The 14,145-nt window shown below is 70.8% G+C and carries 14 protein-coding genes; 8 read left to right on the top strand and 6 right to left on the bottom strand.

The features are described 5' to 3' along the window. Positions 1-8: 8 nt before the first annotated feature. Positions 9-1,238 (top strand): hypothetical protein, encoded by a 1,230-nt coding sequence (locus tag MYK68_RS10250; protein ID WP_247867878.1) that lies wholly within the window; start codon positions 9-11, stop codon positions 1,236-1,238. On the opposite strand, the gene MYK68_RS10245 is transcribed toward MYK68_RS10250, so the two are convergent. Together MYK68_RS10245 and MYK68_RS10240 are read right to left on the bottom strand one after the other, a co-directional pair. After that, entirely contained in the window at positions 1,224-1,919 is a 696-nt protein-coding gene (locus MYK68_RS10245; RefSeq protein ID WP_247867877.1) for a hypothetical protein, read from the bottom strand. The two genes, MYK68_RS10250 and MYK68_RS10245, sit on opposite strands and share 15 nt — an antisense overlap. Continuing rightward, positions 1,916-2,905, bottom strand: coding sequence for a quinone oxidoreductase family protein (locus MYK68_RS10240; protein WP_247867876.1), 990 nt, complete (start codon positions 2,903-2,905; stop codon positions 1,916-1,918). The genes MYK68_RS10245 and MYK68_RS10240 overlap by 4 nt, the downstream gene beginning before the upstream one ends. 51 nt (positions 2,906-2,956) lie before the next feature. Here MYK68_RS10240 and MYK68_RS10235 point away from each other — a divergent pair, with 51 nt between their 5' ends. From MYK68_RS10235 to MYK68_RS10225, 3 genes are read left to right on the top strand one after another with little or no spacing between them, the layout of a single operon-like run. After that, a complete protein-coding gene (locus tag MYK68_RS10235; protein ID WP_247867875.1) occupies positions 2,957-4,348 on the top strand; it encodes an MFS transporter in 1,392 nt (463 codons plus the stop codon). Continuing rightward, positions 4,338-4,763, top strand: coding sequence for a MarR family winged helix-turn-helix transcriptional regulator (locus MYK68_RS10230; RefSeq protein ID WP_247867874.1), 426 nt, complete (start codon positions 4,338-4,340; stop codon positions 4,761-4,763). Before MYK68_RS10235 ends, MYK68_RS10230 begins: the two co-directional genes overlap by 11 nt. Before the next feature lie 43 nt (positions 4,764-4,806). Beyond that, complete coding sequence (locus MYK68_RS10225; RefSeq protein WP_247867873.1) at positions 4,807-5,193, top strand: hypothetical protein; 387 nt, start codon at positions 4,807-4,809, stop codon at positions 5,191-5,193. 164 nt (positions 5,194-5,357) lie between these two features. Here MYK68_RS10225 and MYK68_RS10220 read toward each other — a convergent pair whose 3' ends face one another. The 4 genes from MYK68_RS10220 to mptB are packed head-to-tail and all read right to left on the bottom strand — an operon-like array spanning position 5,358 to position 9,814. Beyond that, the gene (locus MYK68_RS10220) at positions 5,358-6,284 is read right to left on the bottom strand and encodes a COX15/CtaA family protein (RefSeq protein ID WP_247867872.1); all 927 of its coding nucleotides are present in this window, start codon (positions 6,282-6,284) and stop codon (positions 5,358-5,360) included. Next, complete coding sequence (locus MYK68_RS10215; RefSeq protein ID WP_247867871.1) at positions 6,281-7,069, bottom strand: ABC transporter permease; 789 nt, start codon at positions 7,067-7,069, stop codon at positions 6,281-6,283. The genes MYK68_RS10220 and MYK68_RS10215 overlap by 4 nt, the downstream gene beginning before the upstream one ends. Then, positions 7,066-8,016: an ABC transporter ATP-binding protein gene (locus MYK68_RS10210; RefSeq protein WP_371308109.1), complete on the bottom strand. Its 951-nt coding sequence runs from the start codon at positions 8,014-8,016 to the stop codon at positions 7,066-7,068. The genes MYK68_RS10215 and MYK68_RS10210 overlap by 4 nt, the downstream gene beginning before the upstream one ends. Positions 8,017-8,050: 34 nt before the next feature. Further along, a complete protein-coding gene (gene mptB / locus MYK68_RS10205; RefSeq protein WP_247867869.1) occupies positions 8,051-9,814 on the bottom strand; it encodes a polyprenol phosphomannose-dependent alpha 1,6 mannosyltransferase MptB in 1,764 nt (587 codons plus the stop codon). Positions 9,815-9,929: 115 nt separating this feature from the next. Here mptB and MYK68_RS10200 point away from each other — a divergent pair, with 115 nt between their 5' ends. Genes MYK68_RS10200 through sufC form a run of 4 tightly spaced genes read left to right on the top strand, consistent with a single transcriptional unit; the run spans position 9,930 to position 14,144 of the window. Continuing rightward, the gene (locus MYK68_RS10200) at positions 9,930-10,688 is read left to right on the top strand and encodes a helix-turn-helix transcriptional regulator (RefSeq protein ID WP_247868004.1); all 759 of its coding nucleotides are present in this window, start codon (positions 9,930-9,932) and stop codon (positions 10,686-10,688) included. Continuing rightward, the gene (sufB, locus tag MYK68_RS10195; protein ID WP_247867868.1) at positions 10,685-12,136 is read left to right on the top strand and encodes a Fe-S cluster assembly protein SufB; all 1,452 of its coding nucleotides are present in this window, start codon (positions 10,685-10,687) and stop codon (positions 12,134-12,136) included. The genes MYK68_RS10200 and sufB overlap by 4 nt, the downstream gene beginning before the upstream one ends. Further along, complete coding sequence (gene sufD, locus MYK68_RS10190; RefSeq protein ID WP_247867867.1) at positions 12,136-13,317, top strand: Fe-S cluster assembly protein SufD; 1,182 nt, start codon at positions 12,136-12,138, stop codon at positions 13,315-13,317. The genes sufB and sufD overlap by 1 nt, the downstream gene beginning before the upstream one ends. A 50-nt stretch (positions 13,318-13,367) precedes the next feature. Continuing rightward, on the top strand, positions 13,368-14,144 hold the full coding sequence (gene sufC, locus MYK68_RS10185) for a Fe-S cluster assembly ATPase SufC (RefSeq protein ID WP_247867866.1): 777 nt from the start codon (positions 13,368-13,370) through the stop codon (positions 14,142-14,144). The last annotated feature ends 1 nt before the right edge of the window (position 14,145 follow it).

Genomic DNA, 14,145 nt, shown 5'->3' with positions numbered 1-14,145 from the left:
GTGAGCCGATGAAGCACAGTTCCGTCGTCCCGCTGCTGGGTGTGCTGATCGCGGCGGTCGCCGCCGTCGGCGGCATGGTTCTGGCGTGCGTCGCCGAGGCGGCCGGCTGGCGCGTGGTCGGTGCGCTGATCGCCGTCGTCGTCCCGGTGGCGATCCTCACGTGGCTCCGGAGCCGCTATCCGTCGGCGGCCCTGATCGCGCTGATCCTGATCCCGACCGCCCTGTTCGCCGTCGGGATCACGGTGGTCGCGATGATGTCGGACAGCCGGGCCGGCGGTGCGGGGGCCGGGCCGCAGCCGGGCGGCGGCGCGCCGGTCACCGAGGAGCTGCCGGCCGATCCGCAGGGCGAGTTGCGTGCCGCGCTGGACCGCGCCGATCAGCTGGTCCCGAACGGCTCGCGCAGTGTACTGGAGATCCGCATCAGTGATCTGTCGACGTCGCTGCGCGTGTACGACCCGGCCACCGGCGACGCGGTGTACGCCAGTCGCAGCGACGGGCGGTGGTATTCCGCGGACCGCAGGCGTGCCACCGACCGGCGCACGTTCTCCCGCGCGGACATCGACCGACTCGACCTGAACGCCGCGACACCCGAGGTGGCGAAGGCGGCGGCCGCGCTGAAGATCACCGGATCGCATCCGGCCGACGGGATCACGCTCTCCCGGCGCAGCGACGACCTGCTGGTCGCCGAGTATCAGATCGACATGCACGCGATCCAGGTCGACGCCGCCGGGCACGTCGCGCCGACCACCGATGCGGCCTTCCTCGGCACCGCGATGCCGCTGCTGCAGAAGGTGATGCGGCAGTACCGCCTGGACCCGGCGGCGCCGCTGGTGCGGGAGATCGACTTCATGGCGCTCGCCGAGGGATCGTCGTCGGTGTTCGCCTCGGCGATCCAGAACTCCGGCGGGGTCAACGTGGACTTCACCGGCGGTCCCTACGAGTCGTTGAAGATCGTGCCCGGCTGCTTCCCCGAGCTGCGGCCGCGGAACTCGCGGGAGAGCGCGGGTTTCCGGGCCGATACGGTGACCACCGCGGCGCTGGTGAAGGCCCGCGACGACCTCTTGGCCCGGAACGACCTGAAGCCGTTCGACGGCGACCTGGTCGCCTTTCAGGCCGGACCGGCGCCCGGTGACCGGTCCGGTGACGAAGTGATCATGATGCGGACCGGGCCGATCGGGGTGCGCGCCGAAGGCGTCTACGCCCTAAACGGCACCTTCCTGCGCTCAGGTCTGTGGTGACTCGAGGGAGCGCTGCACCTGCTTGGTGAGTGCGTCCTGCATCGGCGCGGGCGCGGTGACGACGCCGCGCTCGGACAGCTTGTCGAGGCTGCCGATCACCTTCTCCAGATAGGTCGCCCGTTCCGGGCCCGCGGTGCCCTCGGCGTGCTGCAGCAGGCCGAGGGCCCGGCGGCATTCGCCGGCGTCGGTGTCGTCGAGATGGCCGGTGCCGGTGGTGCGCGCGTACCGGTCGGCGGCCGCCCAGTCCGTGCGGAGCATGCTCACCGCGTCGACGTACTCCTGCGCGTCGTCGTCTCCGGGGTAGGAGTCGGTGCGCAGGGATCCGGCCAGGTCGAGGGCGTCGTGGAAGTTCACGATCGGCGGGGCGCTCAAGTCCCACATCGCCGGGTAGCGCAGCAGCATCGACGGATCGAGTTCGTAGACGCCGTAGGCGGCGAGGATGTCGTCGTGATGACCGGTCGCGGCGGTCCAGCGCTCGCGGCGCGCCTGCCGGCCGTCCCGGGCGGCGGGCGCCGCCGTCCCGGCGCCGGGGAACGCCGCCACGATCACGCCGAGGCCGAGGAGCAGGGCGAGGCAGATGCTGAGGGCGACCGCGCTCATCGGCCGGACGGCCGCCAGCAGCACGACGGCCACGGTCACGGCGATCCCGATACCGGCCCGGGCAGGCGACACCCGTGTCACGGGAGGAGCGCCGTCGAGCCGGTCGTCTGCCGGTTCTCCAGGTCGCGGTGGGCCTGCGCGGCATCGGCCAGGGGATAGGTCTGTCCGACGCGGATCACGACGTCGCCGTCGGCGACCGCCTCGAAATACTCGCCCGCCCGCCACGCCAGCTCGTCGGGGGCGGCGATGAAGTGGGCGAGCGTCGGTCGGGTCACCGACAGCGAGCCGAGCGGATTGAGCCGCTGCAGATCGAACGGCGGCACCGGTCCGCTGGCGGCGCCGAACAGCACCACCGTGCCGCGCACCGCGGCCGATTCCAGGGACTGCTCGAAGGTGGCGGCGCCCACGCCGTCGTACACCACGGGCACGCCGTGTCCGTCGGTCAACTCGCGTACCCGGGCGGGGATGTCCTCGTGATAGCGAAGCACCGTCTGCGCGCCGGCGGCGAGCGAGAGTTCGGCCTTGCGGTCGCTGGACACCGTGCTGATCACCCGGATCCCAGCGCGCGTGGCGAGCTGCGTGAGGATCAGGCCGACGCCGCCCGCGCCGGCGTGGACCAGGACCGTGTCGCCGGCCCGCGGCTGCGCGCTGCCGCCGGCCCGCTGCGGCAGGGACGGATTCAGCAGGTAGTGCGCGGTGAGGCCGCGCAGCAGCGACGATCCGGCCGTCTCGTCGGAGACGCCGTCGGGTATCCGGAGCGCCCGTGCCGCCCGGACGACGACCAGTTCGGCGTAGCTGGCCGGCGCATCGCACCAGGCCACCCGGTCGCCGACGGCCAGTCCGTCGACCCCGGCGCCGAGCGCCACGATCTCGCCTGCGCCCTCGTGGCCGGGCACGTAGGGCAGGGCGATCGGGTAGAGACCGTGCCGGAAGTAGGTGTCGATGAAGTTCACCCCGGCGGCGCGGACCCGCACCAGGATCTCGCCGGGGCCGGGCGCCGGATCCGGGACCGGCCCGTACCGCAGGACCTCGGGACCGCCGGTGGACGTCACAGTGATCGCGCGCATGACTTCAGTGTGGCACGCGGCGCGGACAGTTGTGTTTATACAATTGATCGGGTGACCGGTCCCGCACCGCTCTCGACGAGCCGCAAGCGCGCCGTGCTCATCACCTGCTGCACGGCGATCCTCATCTCGACGATGGATTCCACCATCGTCAATCTCGCGCTGCCGACGATCGGCCGGGAGTTGCACGCCTCGCTGTCCCACCTGCAATGGGTGGTGGACGGCTACACGCTGACCCTGGCGAGCCTGCTGCTGCTGTCCGGGGCGATCGCTGACCGCTTCGGACGGCGGCGGGTGTTCCAGATCGGCCTGACGGTCTTCGCCGCCGGATCCCTGCTGTGCAGTCTGGCGCCGAACATCGAGGTGCTGATCGCGGCGCGGTTCCTGCAGGCGGTCGGCGGCTCGATGCTCAACCCGGTGGCGATGTCGATCATCACCGTCGTCTTCACCGACCGCGTCGAACGCGCCCGCGCCATCGGTGTCTGGGGCGCGGTCGTCGGCGTCTCGACGGCGGTCGGTCCGATCGTCGGCGGCACGCTGATCGACTCCCTCGGCTGGCGGTCGATCTTCTGGATCAACCTGCCGATCTGCGCCCTCGCCCTCGTCCTCACCGCCGCGGTGGTGCCCGAATCGCGCTCGGCGAGCGCCCGCCGCCTCGATCCTATCGGCCAGGTGCTGGCCGTTCTCGTCCTCGCCACCCTGGTCTTCGCGCTCATCGAGCGGCGGCCACTGCTGTTGCTGGTCACCGCCGCCGCCTTCGCCGCCTTCCTCTGGCACGAGAACCGGCACCGGGCGCCGTTCATCGATCTGCGCTTCTTCCGGAGCTTCCCGTTCTCGGCCGCGACGATGACCGCGATCGTCGCCTTCGCCGGTTTCGGCGCCTTCCTCTTCACCATGTCGATCTATCTGCAGTCCACCCGGCAGCTCAGCGCCGTCTCCGCGGGCCTGGTCTATCTGCCGATGGCGCTGGCCGTCCTGGTGATGTCGCCGCTGTCGGGCCGGCTGGTCGGCCGCTACGGGGCGCGGCCGTCGATGGTGAGCGCCGGCGCCGTGATGACCGTCGCCGCGGTGCTGCTGGCGCTGATCGGCGACGACACGCCGATTCCGGTCGTCGCCGCGGTGATGGCGGTGTTCGGCATCGGGTTCGGTCTGGTGAACGCGCCGATCACCAACGCGGCGGTCAGCGGGATGCCCATCGACCGCGCCGGGGCCGCCGCCGCGGTCGCCACGACGAGCCGGCAGATCGGCATCAGCGTCGGTGTCGCCCTGTGCGGCGTGCTGGCCGGCGCCGCGCTGTGGTCCACGGTGGCCGTCGCGATGGTCGGCGTGATCGTGCTCGGTGTCGTCTCGACCGGTGCCGCCGCTGACCGCTCTCTGCGGCGCGTCGCCCCGCTGTTCGACGACGACCCCGTCACCCGGACCGAGGCGGTGAGCGATGCCCGCTGAGCCGCAGCCGGACCCCGACGAGGTGTGGTCGCTCCTGGTGCACGCCGTCTTCGACAGTCGTGACGCCTGGCGCCGCGCGGTCGCCCGGCGCACCGGTCTCCCGTTCTCCCGGGTCCGGGTCCTGCGGCGCCTCGATCGAGGGCGCCCGCTCAGTCTGAAGGAACTCGCGCACGCGGCGGCTATGGACGCACCGGCGACCACGGTGGCGGTCAACGAGCTGGCGGCGGCCGGACTGGTCTCGCGCGACGTCGACCCCGCCGACAAACGGCGCCGCCTGGTGTCGCTGACCGCCGCCGGCCGCGCCGCGGTGGCCGTCGCCGACGCGACCCCCGACCCGGCGCCCCCGGAACTCGCCGCCTTCAGCGGCGACGACCTGCGGACCCTCGCCGGGCTGCTCCGCAGACTGGCACCGTGACGGCTGTCGTGGGCGGCGAGACCGCGCCGCTATCATGAGACCCATGACCGAAGAGACCACCGCCCAGACCGCGAACGACGCACCGGCCGAGTCCGCGCCGGGCAAGGGCGTCGTGAACTCGATCCGCGGCTACGTCGCCACGGAGGACGGCGCGGCCAAGGCCGTGCTCCAGCCCGCCGGGTCGGCGGGCGTCCGCATCACCCTGGTCGGGGAGAAGGACGGCGTGCTCGGCGACCGCGTGGTGCCCAGCCTGGACGACGCCCGCGAGGTGGTCGCCGCCGTCGACGGCCTCGAGACCGCCGAATGGGATCGCGAGCTCACCACCGCCGCCACCACCGGCCCCAAGCACTGGCGCAAGATGGCCGGCTGGGTGGCCAACTCCTCGCGGTTCCCGAAGCCGCGCAACCGCAAGGTCGTCGACTACCGCTGACCGCGGCCCCGCCGCAAGCCGTGGCGACCGAGCTGGCTTTTTGCTGGTCGAGCCGCCTAAAGCTGGTCGAGCGGAGTCGAGACCAACACCTCTCGACCGGGTGAGTGGTCTCGACTCCGCTCGACCATCATGTGGAGTCCGCTCGCCCGCCATGTCGCGGATCGTCAGGACAGATCGCGGGTACGACCGGCCTCGACCGCCGAGAGCAGCAGGAAGGTGGCGCCTGCCATCAGGAGGGCGGAGCCGAACATGTGCAGGATCACCAGCAGCATCGGCAGGTGCGTCAGGTACTGCACGTAGCCGATCACGCCCTGCAGGATCAGGATCGCGGCGAACCAGAGCGACGCGCGGCGCCAGGCGAGGTGGGCGAGGAACGCCAGGGCCAGCAGGCCGATGGTGGCGCCGACGAGCGTCCAGACGGCATCCACGTGCAACTGGGTGGCCTGCGTGGGCTGAAGCCCGTTGCGGTGTGAGTGCTCGTCACCGGAATGCGGACCGGAGCCGGTGACCACCGTCCCGAGGTACACGGTGATCCAGGTCAGCAGGTAGACGACCCACGCGAGGAGCAGGCCGAGCCGGGCGATCACCGAATCGCGGGGGAGGGCCACCTCGTCGACGGAGGCTGCCGCCCCGGCGGGGCGGGTCCGGTAGACCAGCCAGGTCGCCAGCGAGATGATCGCCATGGTCAGCACGAAGTGCAGCGCGACGACCCACGGATTCAGCTTGGTGAGGACCGTGATGCCGCCGATCACCGCCTGCAGCGGGATGCCGAGGGCCACCCAGGTCGCGAGCTTCCGGGCCACCCGGTCCTTCGGCCGATAGCGCATCGCGGCCAGCCAGGCACCGATCGCGACCACGACCAGCACCCACGTCAGCATCCGGTTGCCGAACTCGATGAGACCGTGATAGCTCACCGGCGGCGTGTACTTGCCGTCGCCGCACTGCGGCCACGTGGGGCAGCCGAGGCCCGATCCGGTGACGCGGACGGCACCGCCGGTCACCACCAGCAGGATGTTGGCCGCAAGGTCGGCGACCGCCCACGCGAAGAGGAAACGCAGTGACGGAGTCCGGAAACCGAACCAGTTACTCATTCGAACTTGAACCACCTGATAGCGAGCGCGCCACCGACGGCGGCCCAGAGGAGAAGCACGACGATCCCGGCGACGTCGAACGAGGAGTGCGCGGTGGCCCGGGTCAGCGCTTCGGTGAGCGCTCCGGAGGGGGTGCAGCGCGCGAGGATCTTGACCGCGCCGGGCACCTTGTCGTCGTACACGACGAGGCCGGCGAAGGCGAGCAGGACGAACCAGATCAGGTTGCCCAGCGCCAGGACCACCTCGGCCTTGAGGGTGCCGCCGAGCAGCAGGCCGAGCGCGGCGAACGCGAGGGTGCCGAGCGCGATCACCAGGATGCCGATCGCCAGGCCCGCGGCCGACGGCCGCCAGCCGAGCGCGAGGGCGATCAGCCCGATGATCACCGCCTGGCCGGCGACGACGATGACCACCGCGAACGACTTGCCCGCGATGATGCCCCAGCGCGGGATCGGGGTGGCCCCGAGGCGCTTGAGGGCGCCGTAGCGCCGGTCGAAGCCGACGGCGATGGCCTGACCGGTGAACGCGGTCGACATGATGGCGACCGCCATGATCGCCGGGACGAAGGTGGTGACCCGCGCGGCGGTGGTGTCGCCCGCATCGGTGGTGAGCGGGAGCAGGCTCAAGCCGATCAGCAGGGTGACCGGGATGAACAGGGTGAGGAGAAGCTGCTCGCCGTTGCGGATCAGCAGCAGCAGTTCCATGCGGGTCTGGGCCGCCAGCATCGCCGGCAGCGGGGCCGGGCGCGGGGCCGGGGCGAAGGTGCCGGGGGCGAAGCGGTTACTCATGCGCGCACCTCGCGTCCGGTCAGGCTGAGGAAGACCTCTTCGAGGCTGTCGGTGGCCGCGGTGAGCTCGGTGGCGAGGATGTCGTGCTCGGCGCACCAGGCGGCCACCCGCGCGACGAGGTCCGGGGTCACCGGGCCGGTCACCGTGACGGCGTTCGCGCCGGGCGCCGCGCCGCAGCGGTAGTCCGCGCCGAGCACCGCCTCCAGATCGGCGGGGGCGACGGGGACGGCGGTCACCAGCCGGAGCCGGTCCTGCGCGTGCGCGCCGGTCAGATCGGCCGGGGTGCCCGCGGCGACGACCCGCCCGCGATCGATGATGACGATCCGGTCGGCCAGTTCCTCGGCTTCGTCGAGCAGATGGGTGGTGAGCAGGACGGCGACGCCGTCGTCGCGCAGCCGGGACACCAGCTCCCACACCAGGATGCGGGCGTGCGCGTCCAGGCCGGCGGTCGGCTCGTCGAGGAAGACCAGTTCGGGGCGGCCGACCAGCGCGCACGCGAGAGCGAGTCGTTGCTGTTGCCCGCCGGAGAGCCGGCGGTAGGGCGTGCGCGCGCAGTCGGCGAGGCCGAGGGTGGTCAGCAGCCACTCGGGGTCGAGCGGGTCGGCGCTGTAGGCGGCGCACAGCGACAGCATCTCGGCGGCCTTCGCGCCGGGATAGGCGCCGCCTCCCTGCAGCATCACGCCGATGCGGGCGCGCAGGGCGTCGTTGTCGGCGATCGGGTCGAGACCGAGGACGCGGACCTCACCGGCGTCGGGCGCCGCGAAACCCTCGCAGATCTCCACGCTGGTGGTCTTGCCTGCGCCGTTGGGGCCGAGGAGGGCGAGGATCTCGCCGCGGGCCAGCTCCAGATCCAGGCCGTCGACCGCGGTGACGTCGCCGAATCGCTTGACCAGTCCGGTGACCTGAACGGCCGGAATGGAAGCGGGATCGGAGGGCACGACCAACAGCCTAGGCCCCGGGCGCGGTCGCCCGGCAGGCGGGTCAGCGGCGGCGCCGGGCCCGCATCCACCGCCGGAGCGGGTGGTCGATGAAGAAGAACACACTGGTCACGAGCATGACGGCGACGCCGGTCGCCAGCGATTGCAGCACCGTCAGCGGCGGTGTTCCGGAGGCGGCGGGCATCACGACGATGGCGATTATCGCCGAGATCACAACGGTGGTGATCCGGAACCAGCGCGTGGTGGCCCACGCGGCGAGCGGGATGACGGCCCACAGCAGGTACCAGGCCTGCACGAAGGGGAACAGCACCACCACGGTCGCCATCGAGATGCCGAGTCCACCGAGCGGATGGATGCGGCCGGACAGGCACGCCAGCAGCCACCGGACCACGAAGAGCGCGGCGATCAGCTCGCCGATCGGGCGGGCGATCTCCAGGATGGCCTCGGTCTGCTCGCCGAGACCCAGCCACAGGCCGAGCCGGCCGGACACCACGCCCAGCAGCGTCGGCATCGACATCCACGAGCGGACGATGCCGCCGGTGGAGAGCGTCCGCGTCCAGCCGAAGCCGAGGCCGGTGCCCAGGCAGATCGCGACCACCACCACGACCATCACCGTCGCGGTGACCAGCCCGGCGGCCAGCAGCGCCCGGATCGACTCGCGCGACCGGTCCCACCACTGACTCCGCGGGGCGTTGCGCAGGGCGGGCAGGGTGGCGCCCCAGCGGCGGGCGAGGGCGACGCCGACGAAGCCGAGGGCCAGCATCGAGGCGACCTTGATCATCGCCGACGCCGAGATCATCGCGATACCGGCCAGCAGCAGCCAACCGGCCGGCGACGGCCGGTAGCCGCCCGGCACCCAGAGCCGCCGGATCCCGTAGATCGCGCGGAAGCTCCATTCGACGCCGACCAGCATCATGCCGATCATCAACGACTCGTTATGGATGCCGCCGACCAGGTGGATGATGGTGAGCGGATTCATGGCGCCGAGCCAGAGCGCCGCCACCGACGACACGCCGCAGCGATGGGCCAGGCGCGGCAGCGCCCAGACGATCATCGCCAGCCCGCACAGCGCGAGCAGCCGGTGCAGCGCGATGCCCGCCGTGATGTCGTAGCCGGTGACCCGGGTGATCTGTTCGCCGAGCCACAGGAACAACGGGCCGTAGGGCGCCGGCGTGTCCTTCCAGAGGTTCGGCACCGACACGGTGAGCGGGTGGTCCACGCCGAGGCCGCGCATCGGGCTGTACCGGTAGGGGTCCATCCCCCGATAGGCGATCGCGCTCTGCGCGAGATACGAATAGACGTCCTTGCTGATCAGCGGTGGTGCGACGAGAAGCGGCGCGATCCACATCACCAGCGTCCGGTCGGCCTGCCGCCGTGACATCCGGCGCACCGGGCTGCGGTTCTCCGCGACCTCCACGCCGTAGCGGCCGATCGCGTAGCGCCCGAGCAGGATCCAGGCCGCGACCAGGATCATGGTGCCGCCGATGGTGAGGGTCAGCGCCGTGGAGAACATCCGCGACGGCAGCGACAGCACCCGCATCCCGACGATCGGGTTCTGCAGAACCGGCATCATACCGGTGCCGAGCGAGCCGATCAGGATGAGCACCGTCCCGGTGGTGCCGAACAGCCGGATGCGGCGCAGCCGCTTGTTCTCCAGCGCGTTGAGCGGGCCGACCTCGTGCTCGTCACCGTGCAGCCGGGCCAGGGTGACGCCGTAGTCGCCGGTCGCATCGCTGTCGGTGTTCCGCGACGGCCGGGACAGGCCGAGGTAGTCGAGTGCCGGGCGCACTCCGGGAACTTGCCGCACGGGTGAGACTCTAGGGCATGGCCGCGTCCGGGCCGGTGCGGCGACGTCGCCCGCGCTTAGGTCACCCTTGCTGGAACGCCCGGAATAATTACGTCACAATAATGTTGTGAAAAGCGTGGACGACGGAAGGCCGCTGCTCGCCGAGCAGCCCGCGGAAGGATCTGGTGCCGATGGCCAGACCCGCGCCGCCGTCGTGTCTCTGCTGGTCGACGAGGGTCCGCTCACCGCGAGCGACATCGCCGAACGCCTCGGCATCAGTCCGGCCGGGGTGCGCCGTCACCTCGACAATCTGGCGTCCGCGGGCGACGTGGAGACCGCCGCTCCCGGTTTCGGGAAGGGCGGCCGCGGCCGGCCCGCCAAATGGTTCCAGCTCAGCCCGGCCGGGCGCGGCAAACTGCGGCACGCCTACGACGACCTCGCCGGTGCGGCGTTGCGCAAGCTCCGCGAGATCGGCGGACAGGACGCGGTCGATGCGTTCTCCCGCGACCGGATCGACGGGATCGTCGCGCCGGTCACCCCGGCGACCGGCGACGGCGACGTGATCCGCGCCGTCACCGAGATCGCCGACGCGCTGACCAGCGCAGGCTATTCGGCGAACGTCCGCGAGGCCGGCACCGGCGTACAGATCTGCCAGCATCACTGCCCGGTGGCGCACGTCGCCGCCGAGTTCCCCGAACTCTGCGAGGCCGAGACGCAGCGCTTCACCGATCTTCTCGGCACGCACGTCCAGCGGCTCGCCACCATCGCCAACGGCGACTGCGTCTGCACCACCCACGTTCCACTGCATCCCCCGCCGGATACGCTCCCGCACGTCCGGCCCCTGCCAGTCCAGCCCCACAGTCCCGCACACCCCGACGGAAAGGCCTCACGATGACGGTCACCGATCCCGCCGCGACCACCGCGCCACCGGCACCGCTGTCCCAGGAAGAGACGATCGCGTCCTTCGACCGGTACGGCTACGGCTGGTCCGACAGCGATGTCGCCGGTGCCTCGGCACAGCGCGGCCTGTCCGAGGCCGTCGTCCGCGACATCTCGGCGAAGAAGAACGAGCCCGAATGGATGCTGGAACAGCGCCTCAAGGCGCTGCGCATCTTCGACCGCCAGCCGATGCCCCGCTGGGGCGCCGACCTGGACGGCATCGACTTCGACAACATCAAGTACTTCGTGCGGTCCACCGAGAAGCAGGCCCAGTCCTGGGAGGACCTGCCGGAGGACATCAAGAACACCTACGACCGGCTCGGCATCCCGGAGGCGGAGAAGCAGCGCCTGGTCGCCGGTGTCGCCGCCCAGTACGAGTCCGAGGTGGTCTACCACCAGATCCGCGAGGACCTGGAGGAGAAGGGCGTCATCTTCCTGGACACCGACTCGGGCCTGCGTGAGCACCCGGAGATCTTCCAGGAGTACTTCGGCAGCGTGATCCCGGCCGGCGACAACAAGTTCTCCTCGCTCAACTCGGCGGTCTGGTCGGGCGGCTCGTTCGTCTACGTCCCGCCGGGCGTGCACGTGGAGATCCCGCTGCAGGCCTACTTCCGGATCAACACCGAGAACATGGGCCAGTTCGAGCGGACCCTGATCATCGTCGACGAGGGCGCCTACGTGCACTACGTCGAGGGCTGCACCGCGCCGATCTACAAGTCGGACTCGCTGCACTCGGCCGTCGTCGAGATCATCGTCAAGAAGGGCGGCCGCTGCCGCTACACGACCATCCAGAACTGGTCGAACAACGTCTACAACTTGGTCACCAAGCGTGCCAAGGCCGAGGCCGGCGCCACCATGGAGTGGGTCGACGGCAACATCGGCTCCAAGGTCACCATGAAGTACCCGGCGGTCTGGCTCACCGGCGAGCACGCCAAGGGCGAGGTCCTGTCGGTGGCGTTCGCCGGCGAGGGCCAGCACCAGGACACCGGCTCCAAGATGGTGCACCTGGCGCCGTACACGTCGAGCAACATCGTCTCAAAGTCGGTGGCGCGCGGCGGCGGGCGGTCGTCGTACCGCGGCCTGATCAAGATCAACCCGGGCGCCCACGGCAGCCGGTCGACGGTCAAGTGCGATGCGCTGCTGGTGGACCAGATCAGCCGCAGCGACACCTACCCGTACGTCGACATCCGCGAGGACGACGTCACCATGGGCCACGAGGCCACCGTCTCCAAGGTCAGCGACGACCAGCTCTTCTACCTGATGAGCCGCGGCCTCACCGAGGACGAGGCCATGGCCATGGTGGTCCGCGGCTTCGTGGAGCCGATCGCCAAGGAGCTGCCGATGGAGTACGCCCTGGAACTCAACCGGCTCATCGAGCTGCAGATGGAAGGAGCGGTCGGCTGATGGCGGCCCCCACGGACAGGTCCACCGATACGACGTCCCCCGTCGTCAACAAGGGCGAGCTGTTCAGCTCGTTCGACGTCGAGGCCTTCGAGGTCCCGAGCCAGCGCGAGGAGGCGTGGCGGTTCACCCCGTTCCGCCGCCTGCACGGGCTGCACGACGGCACCGCGGTCGCCACCGCGTCGACCACGGTCACCGCCGAAGGCCTCGGCGCCGGCGTCCGGCTGGAGACCGTCGACCGCACCGACCAGCGGCTCGGCACCGGCGGTGTGCCCTTCGACCGGGTGGCGGCGCAGGCGTTCTCGTCGTTCACCGAGGCCACCGTGGTGACCGTCGAACGTGAGGCGCAGGTCGCCGAACCGGTCGTCGTGACCGTCACCGGTCCGGGCGAGGGCCAGGTCGCCTATTCGCACATCCAGATCCACGCCGAGGCCTTCAGCAAGGCGACCGTGGTGATCGATCAGCGCGGCGGCGGGGTGATCGGCGAGAACATCGAGTTCGTGGTCGACGACTCCGCGCACCTGACCGTGGTGAACGTGCACGACTGGGACGACGATGCCGTGCACGTCGCCGCCCACCACATCGGCATGGGCCGCGACGCGGTGCTCCGGCACGTCGCGGTGAGCCTGGGCGGCAAGACCGTCCGGCTCTCCCCGCGCGTCCAGTACCGCGCGCCCGGCGGCGACGCCGAACTGTGGGGCCTGTACTTCGCCGACGCCGGTCAGCACCTCGAGCAGCGGCTGCTGGTGGACCATTCCGCACCGCACTGCCGGTCGCAGGTGGTCTACAAGGGCGCCCTGCAGGGCGATCCGTCCGGCGACAAGCGCGGCGAAGCGCACACCGTCTGGATCGGCGACGTGCTGATCCGGCCGAGCGCCGAGGGCACCGACACCTACGAGCTCAACCGCAATCTGGTCCTGACCGACAACGCGCGCGCCGACTCGGTGCCGAACCTGGAGATCGAGACCGGCGACATCGTCGGCGCCGGTCACGCCAGCGCCACCGGCCGGTTCGACGACGAGCAGCTGTTCTACCTGCAGTCGCGCGGCATCCCGGAAGAGCAGGCGCGCCGCCTGGTGGTCCGCGGCTTCTTCGGCGAGATCCTCGCGAAGATCGCCGTCCCGGAACTCCGCGAGCGTCTGGCCGCCGCCGTCGAAGCCGAACTCGAATCCGCCGGCGCCTGATCATCCCTTCCGACGGTCGAGCACCGTCGAGACCTCGAGAAAGAGAATTCGTGAGCACCCTGGAAATCCGCGACCTGCACGTCGACGTCGCCTCCACCGATCCCGATGCCGAGCCGATCCACATCCTCAAGGGCGTGAACCTGTCGATCGACTCCGATCAGACGCACGCCATCATGGGCCCGAACGGCTCCGGCAAGTCGACGCTGGCGTACGCGATCGCCGGTCACCCCAAGTACGTCGTCACCCAGGGCTCGATCACCCTGGACGGCGAGGACGTGCTGGCGATGAGCGTCGACGAGCGCGCCCGTGCCGGTGTGTTCCTGGCCATGCAGTACCCCGTCGAGGTGCCCGGCGTCTCGACGTCGAACTTCCTGCGCAGCGCCGCCACCGCGGTCCGCGGGGAGGCCCCGAAGCTGCGCCACTGGGTCAAGGAGACCAAGGAGGCGATGGCCGAGCTCGAGGTCGATCCGTCGTTCGCCGAGCGCGGCGTCAACGAGGGTTTCTCCGGCGGCGAGAAGAAGCGCCTGGAGATCCTGCAGCTGGCCCTGCTCAAGCCGAAGTTCGCGGTCCTCGACGAGACCGATTCGGGTCTGGACGTGGACGCCCTGCGCGTGGTGTCCGAGGGCGTCAACCGCTACAAGGAGCGCGTGCACGGCGGCGTGCTGCTGATCACGCACTACACCCGCATCCTGCGCTACATCAAGCCCGACTTCGTGCACGTCTTCGTCGACGGCCGCGTGGTGGAGTCCGGTGGCCCCGAACTGGCCGACGAGCTGGAGGAGAACGGCTACGTGCGGTTCACCTCGGCGGCGGCCGCCGCGAGCTGAT

The sequence above is a fragment of the Gordonia sp. PP30 genome, assembly GCF_023100845.1.
Classification (GTDB): domain Bacteria; phylum Actinomycetota; class Actinomycetes; order Mycobacteriales; family Mycobacteriaceae; genus Gordonia.
The sequence above is the reverse complement of the archived record's forward strand: the minus strand, read 5'-3'. Positions and strand labels throughout refer to the sequence as shown.

Coding starts and splice junctions, on each gene's coding strand:
- MYK68_RS10250 (WP_247867878.1), top strand. CDS start 9: ATGAAGCACAGTTCCGTCGTCCCGCTGCTGGGTGTGCTGATCGCGGCG.
- MYK68_RS10240 (WP_247867876.1), bottom strand. CDS start 2,905: ATGCGCGCGATCACTGTGACGTCCACCGGCGGTCCCGAGGTCCTGCGG.
- MYK68_RS10230 (WP_247867874.1), top strand. CDS start 4,338: ATGCCCGCTGAGCCGCAGCCGGACCCCGACGAGGTGTGGTCGCTCCTG.
- MYK68_RS10225 (WP_247867873.1), top strand. CDS start 4,807: ATGACCGAAGAGACCACCGCCCAGACCGCGAACGACGCACCGGCCGAG.
- MYK68_RS10220 (WP_247867872.1), bottom strand. CDS start 6,284: ATGAGTAACTGGTTCGGTTTCCGGACTCCGTCACTGCGTTTCCTCTTC.
- MYK68_RS10215 (WP_247867871.1), bottom strand. CDS start 7,069: ATGAGTAACCGCTTCGCCCCCGGCACCTTCGCCCCGGCCCCGCGCCCG.
- sufB (WP_247867868.1), top strand. CDS start 10,685: ATGACGGTCACCGATCCCGCCGCGACCACCGCGCCACCGGCACCGCTG.
- sufD (WP_247867867.1), top strand. CDS start 12,136: ATGGCGGCCCCCACGGACAGGTCCACCGATACGACGTCCCCCGTCGTC.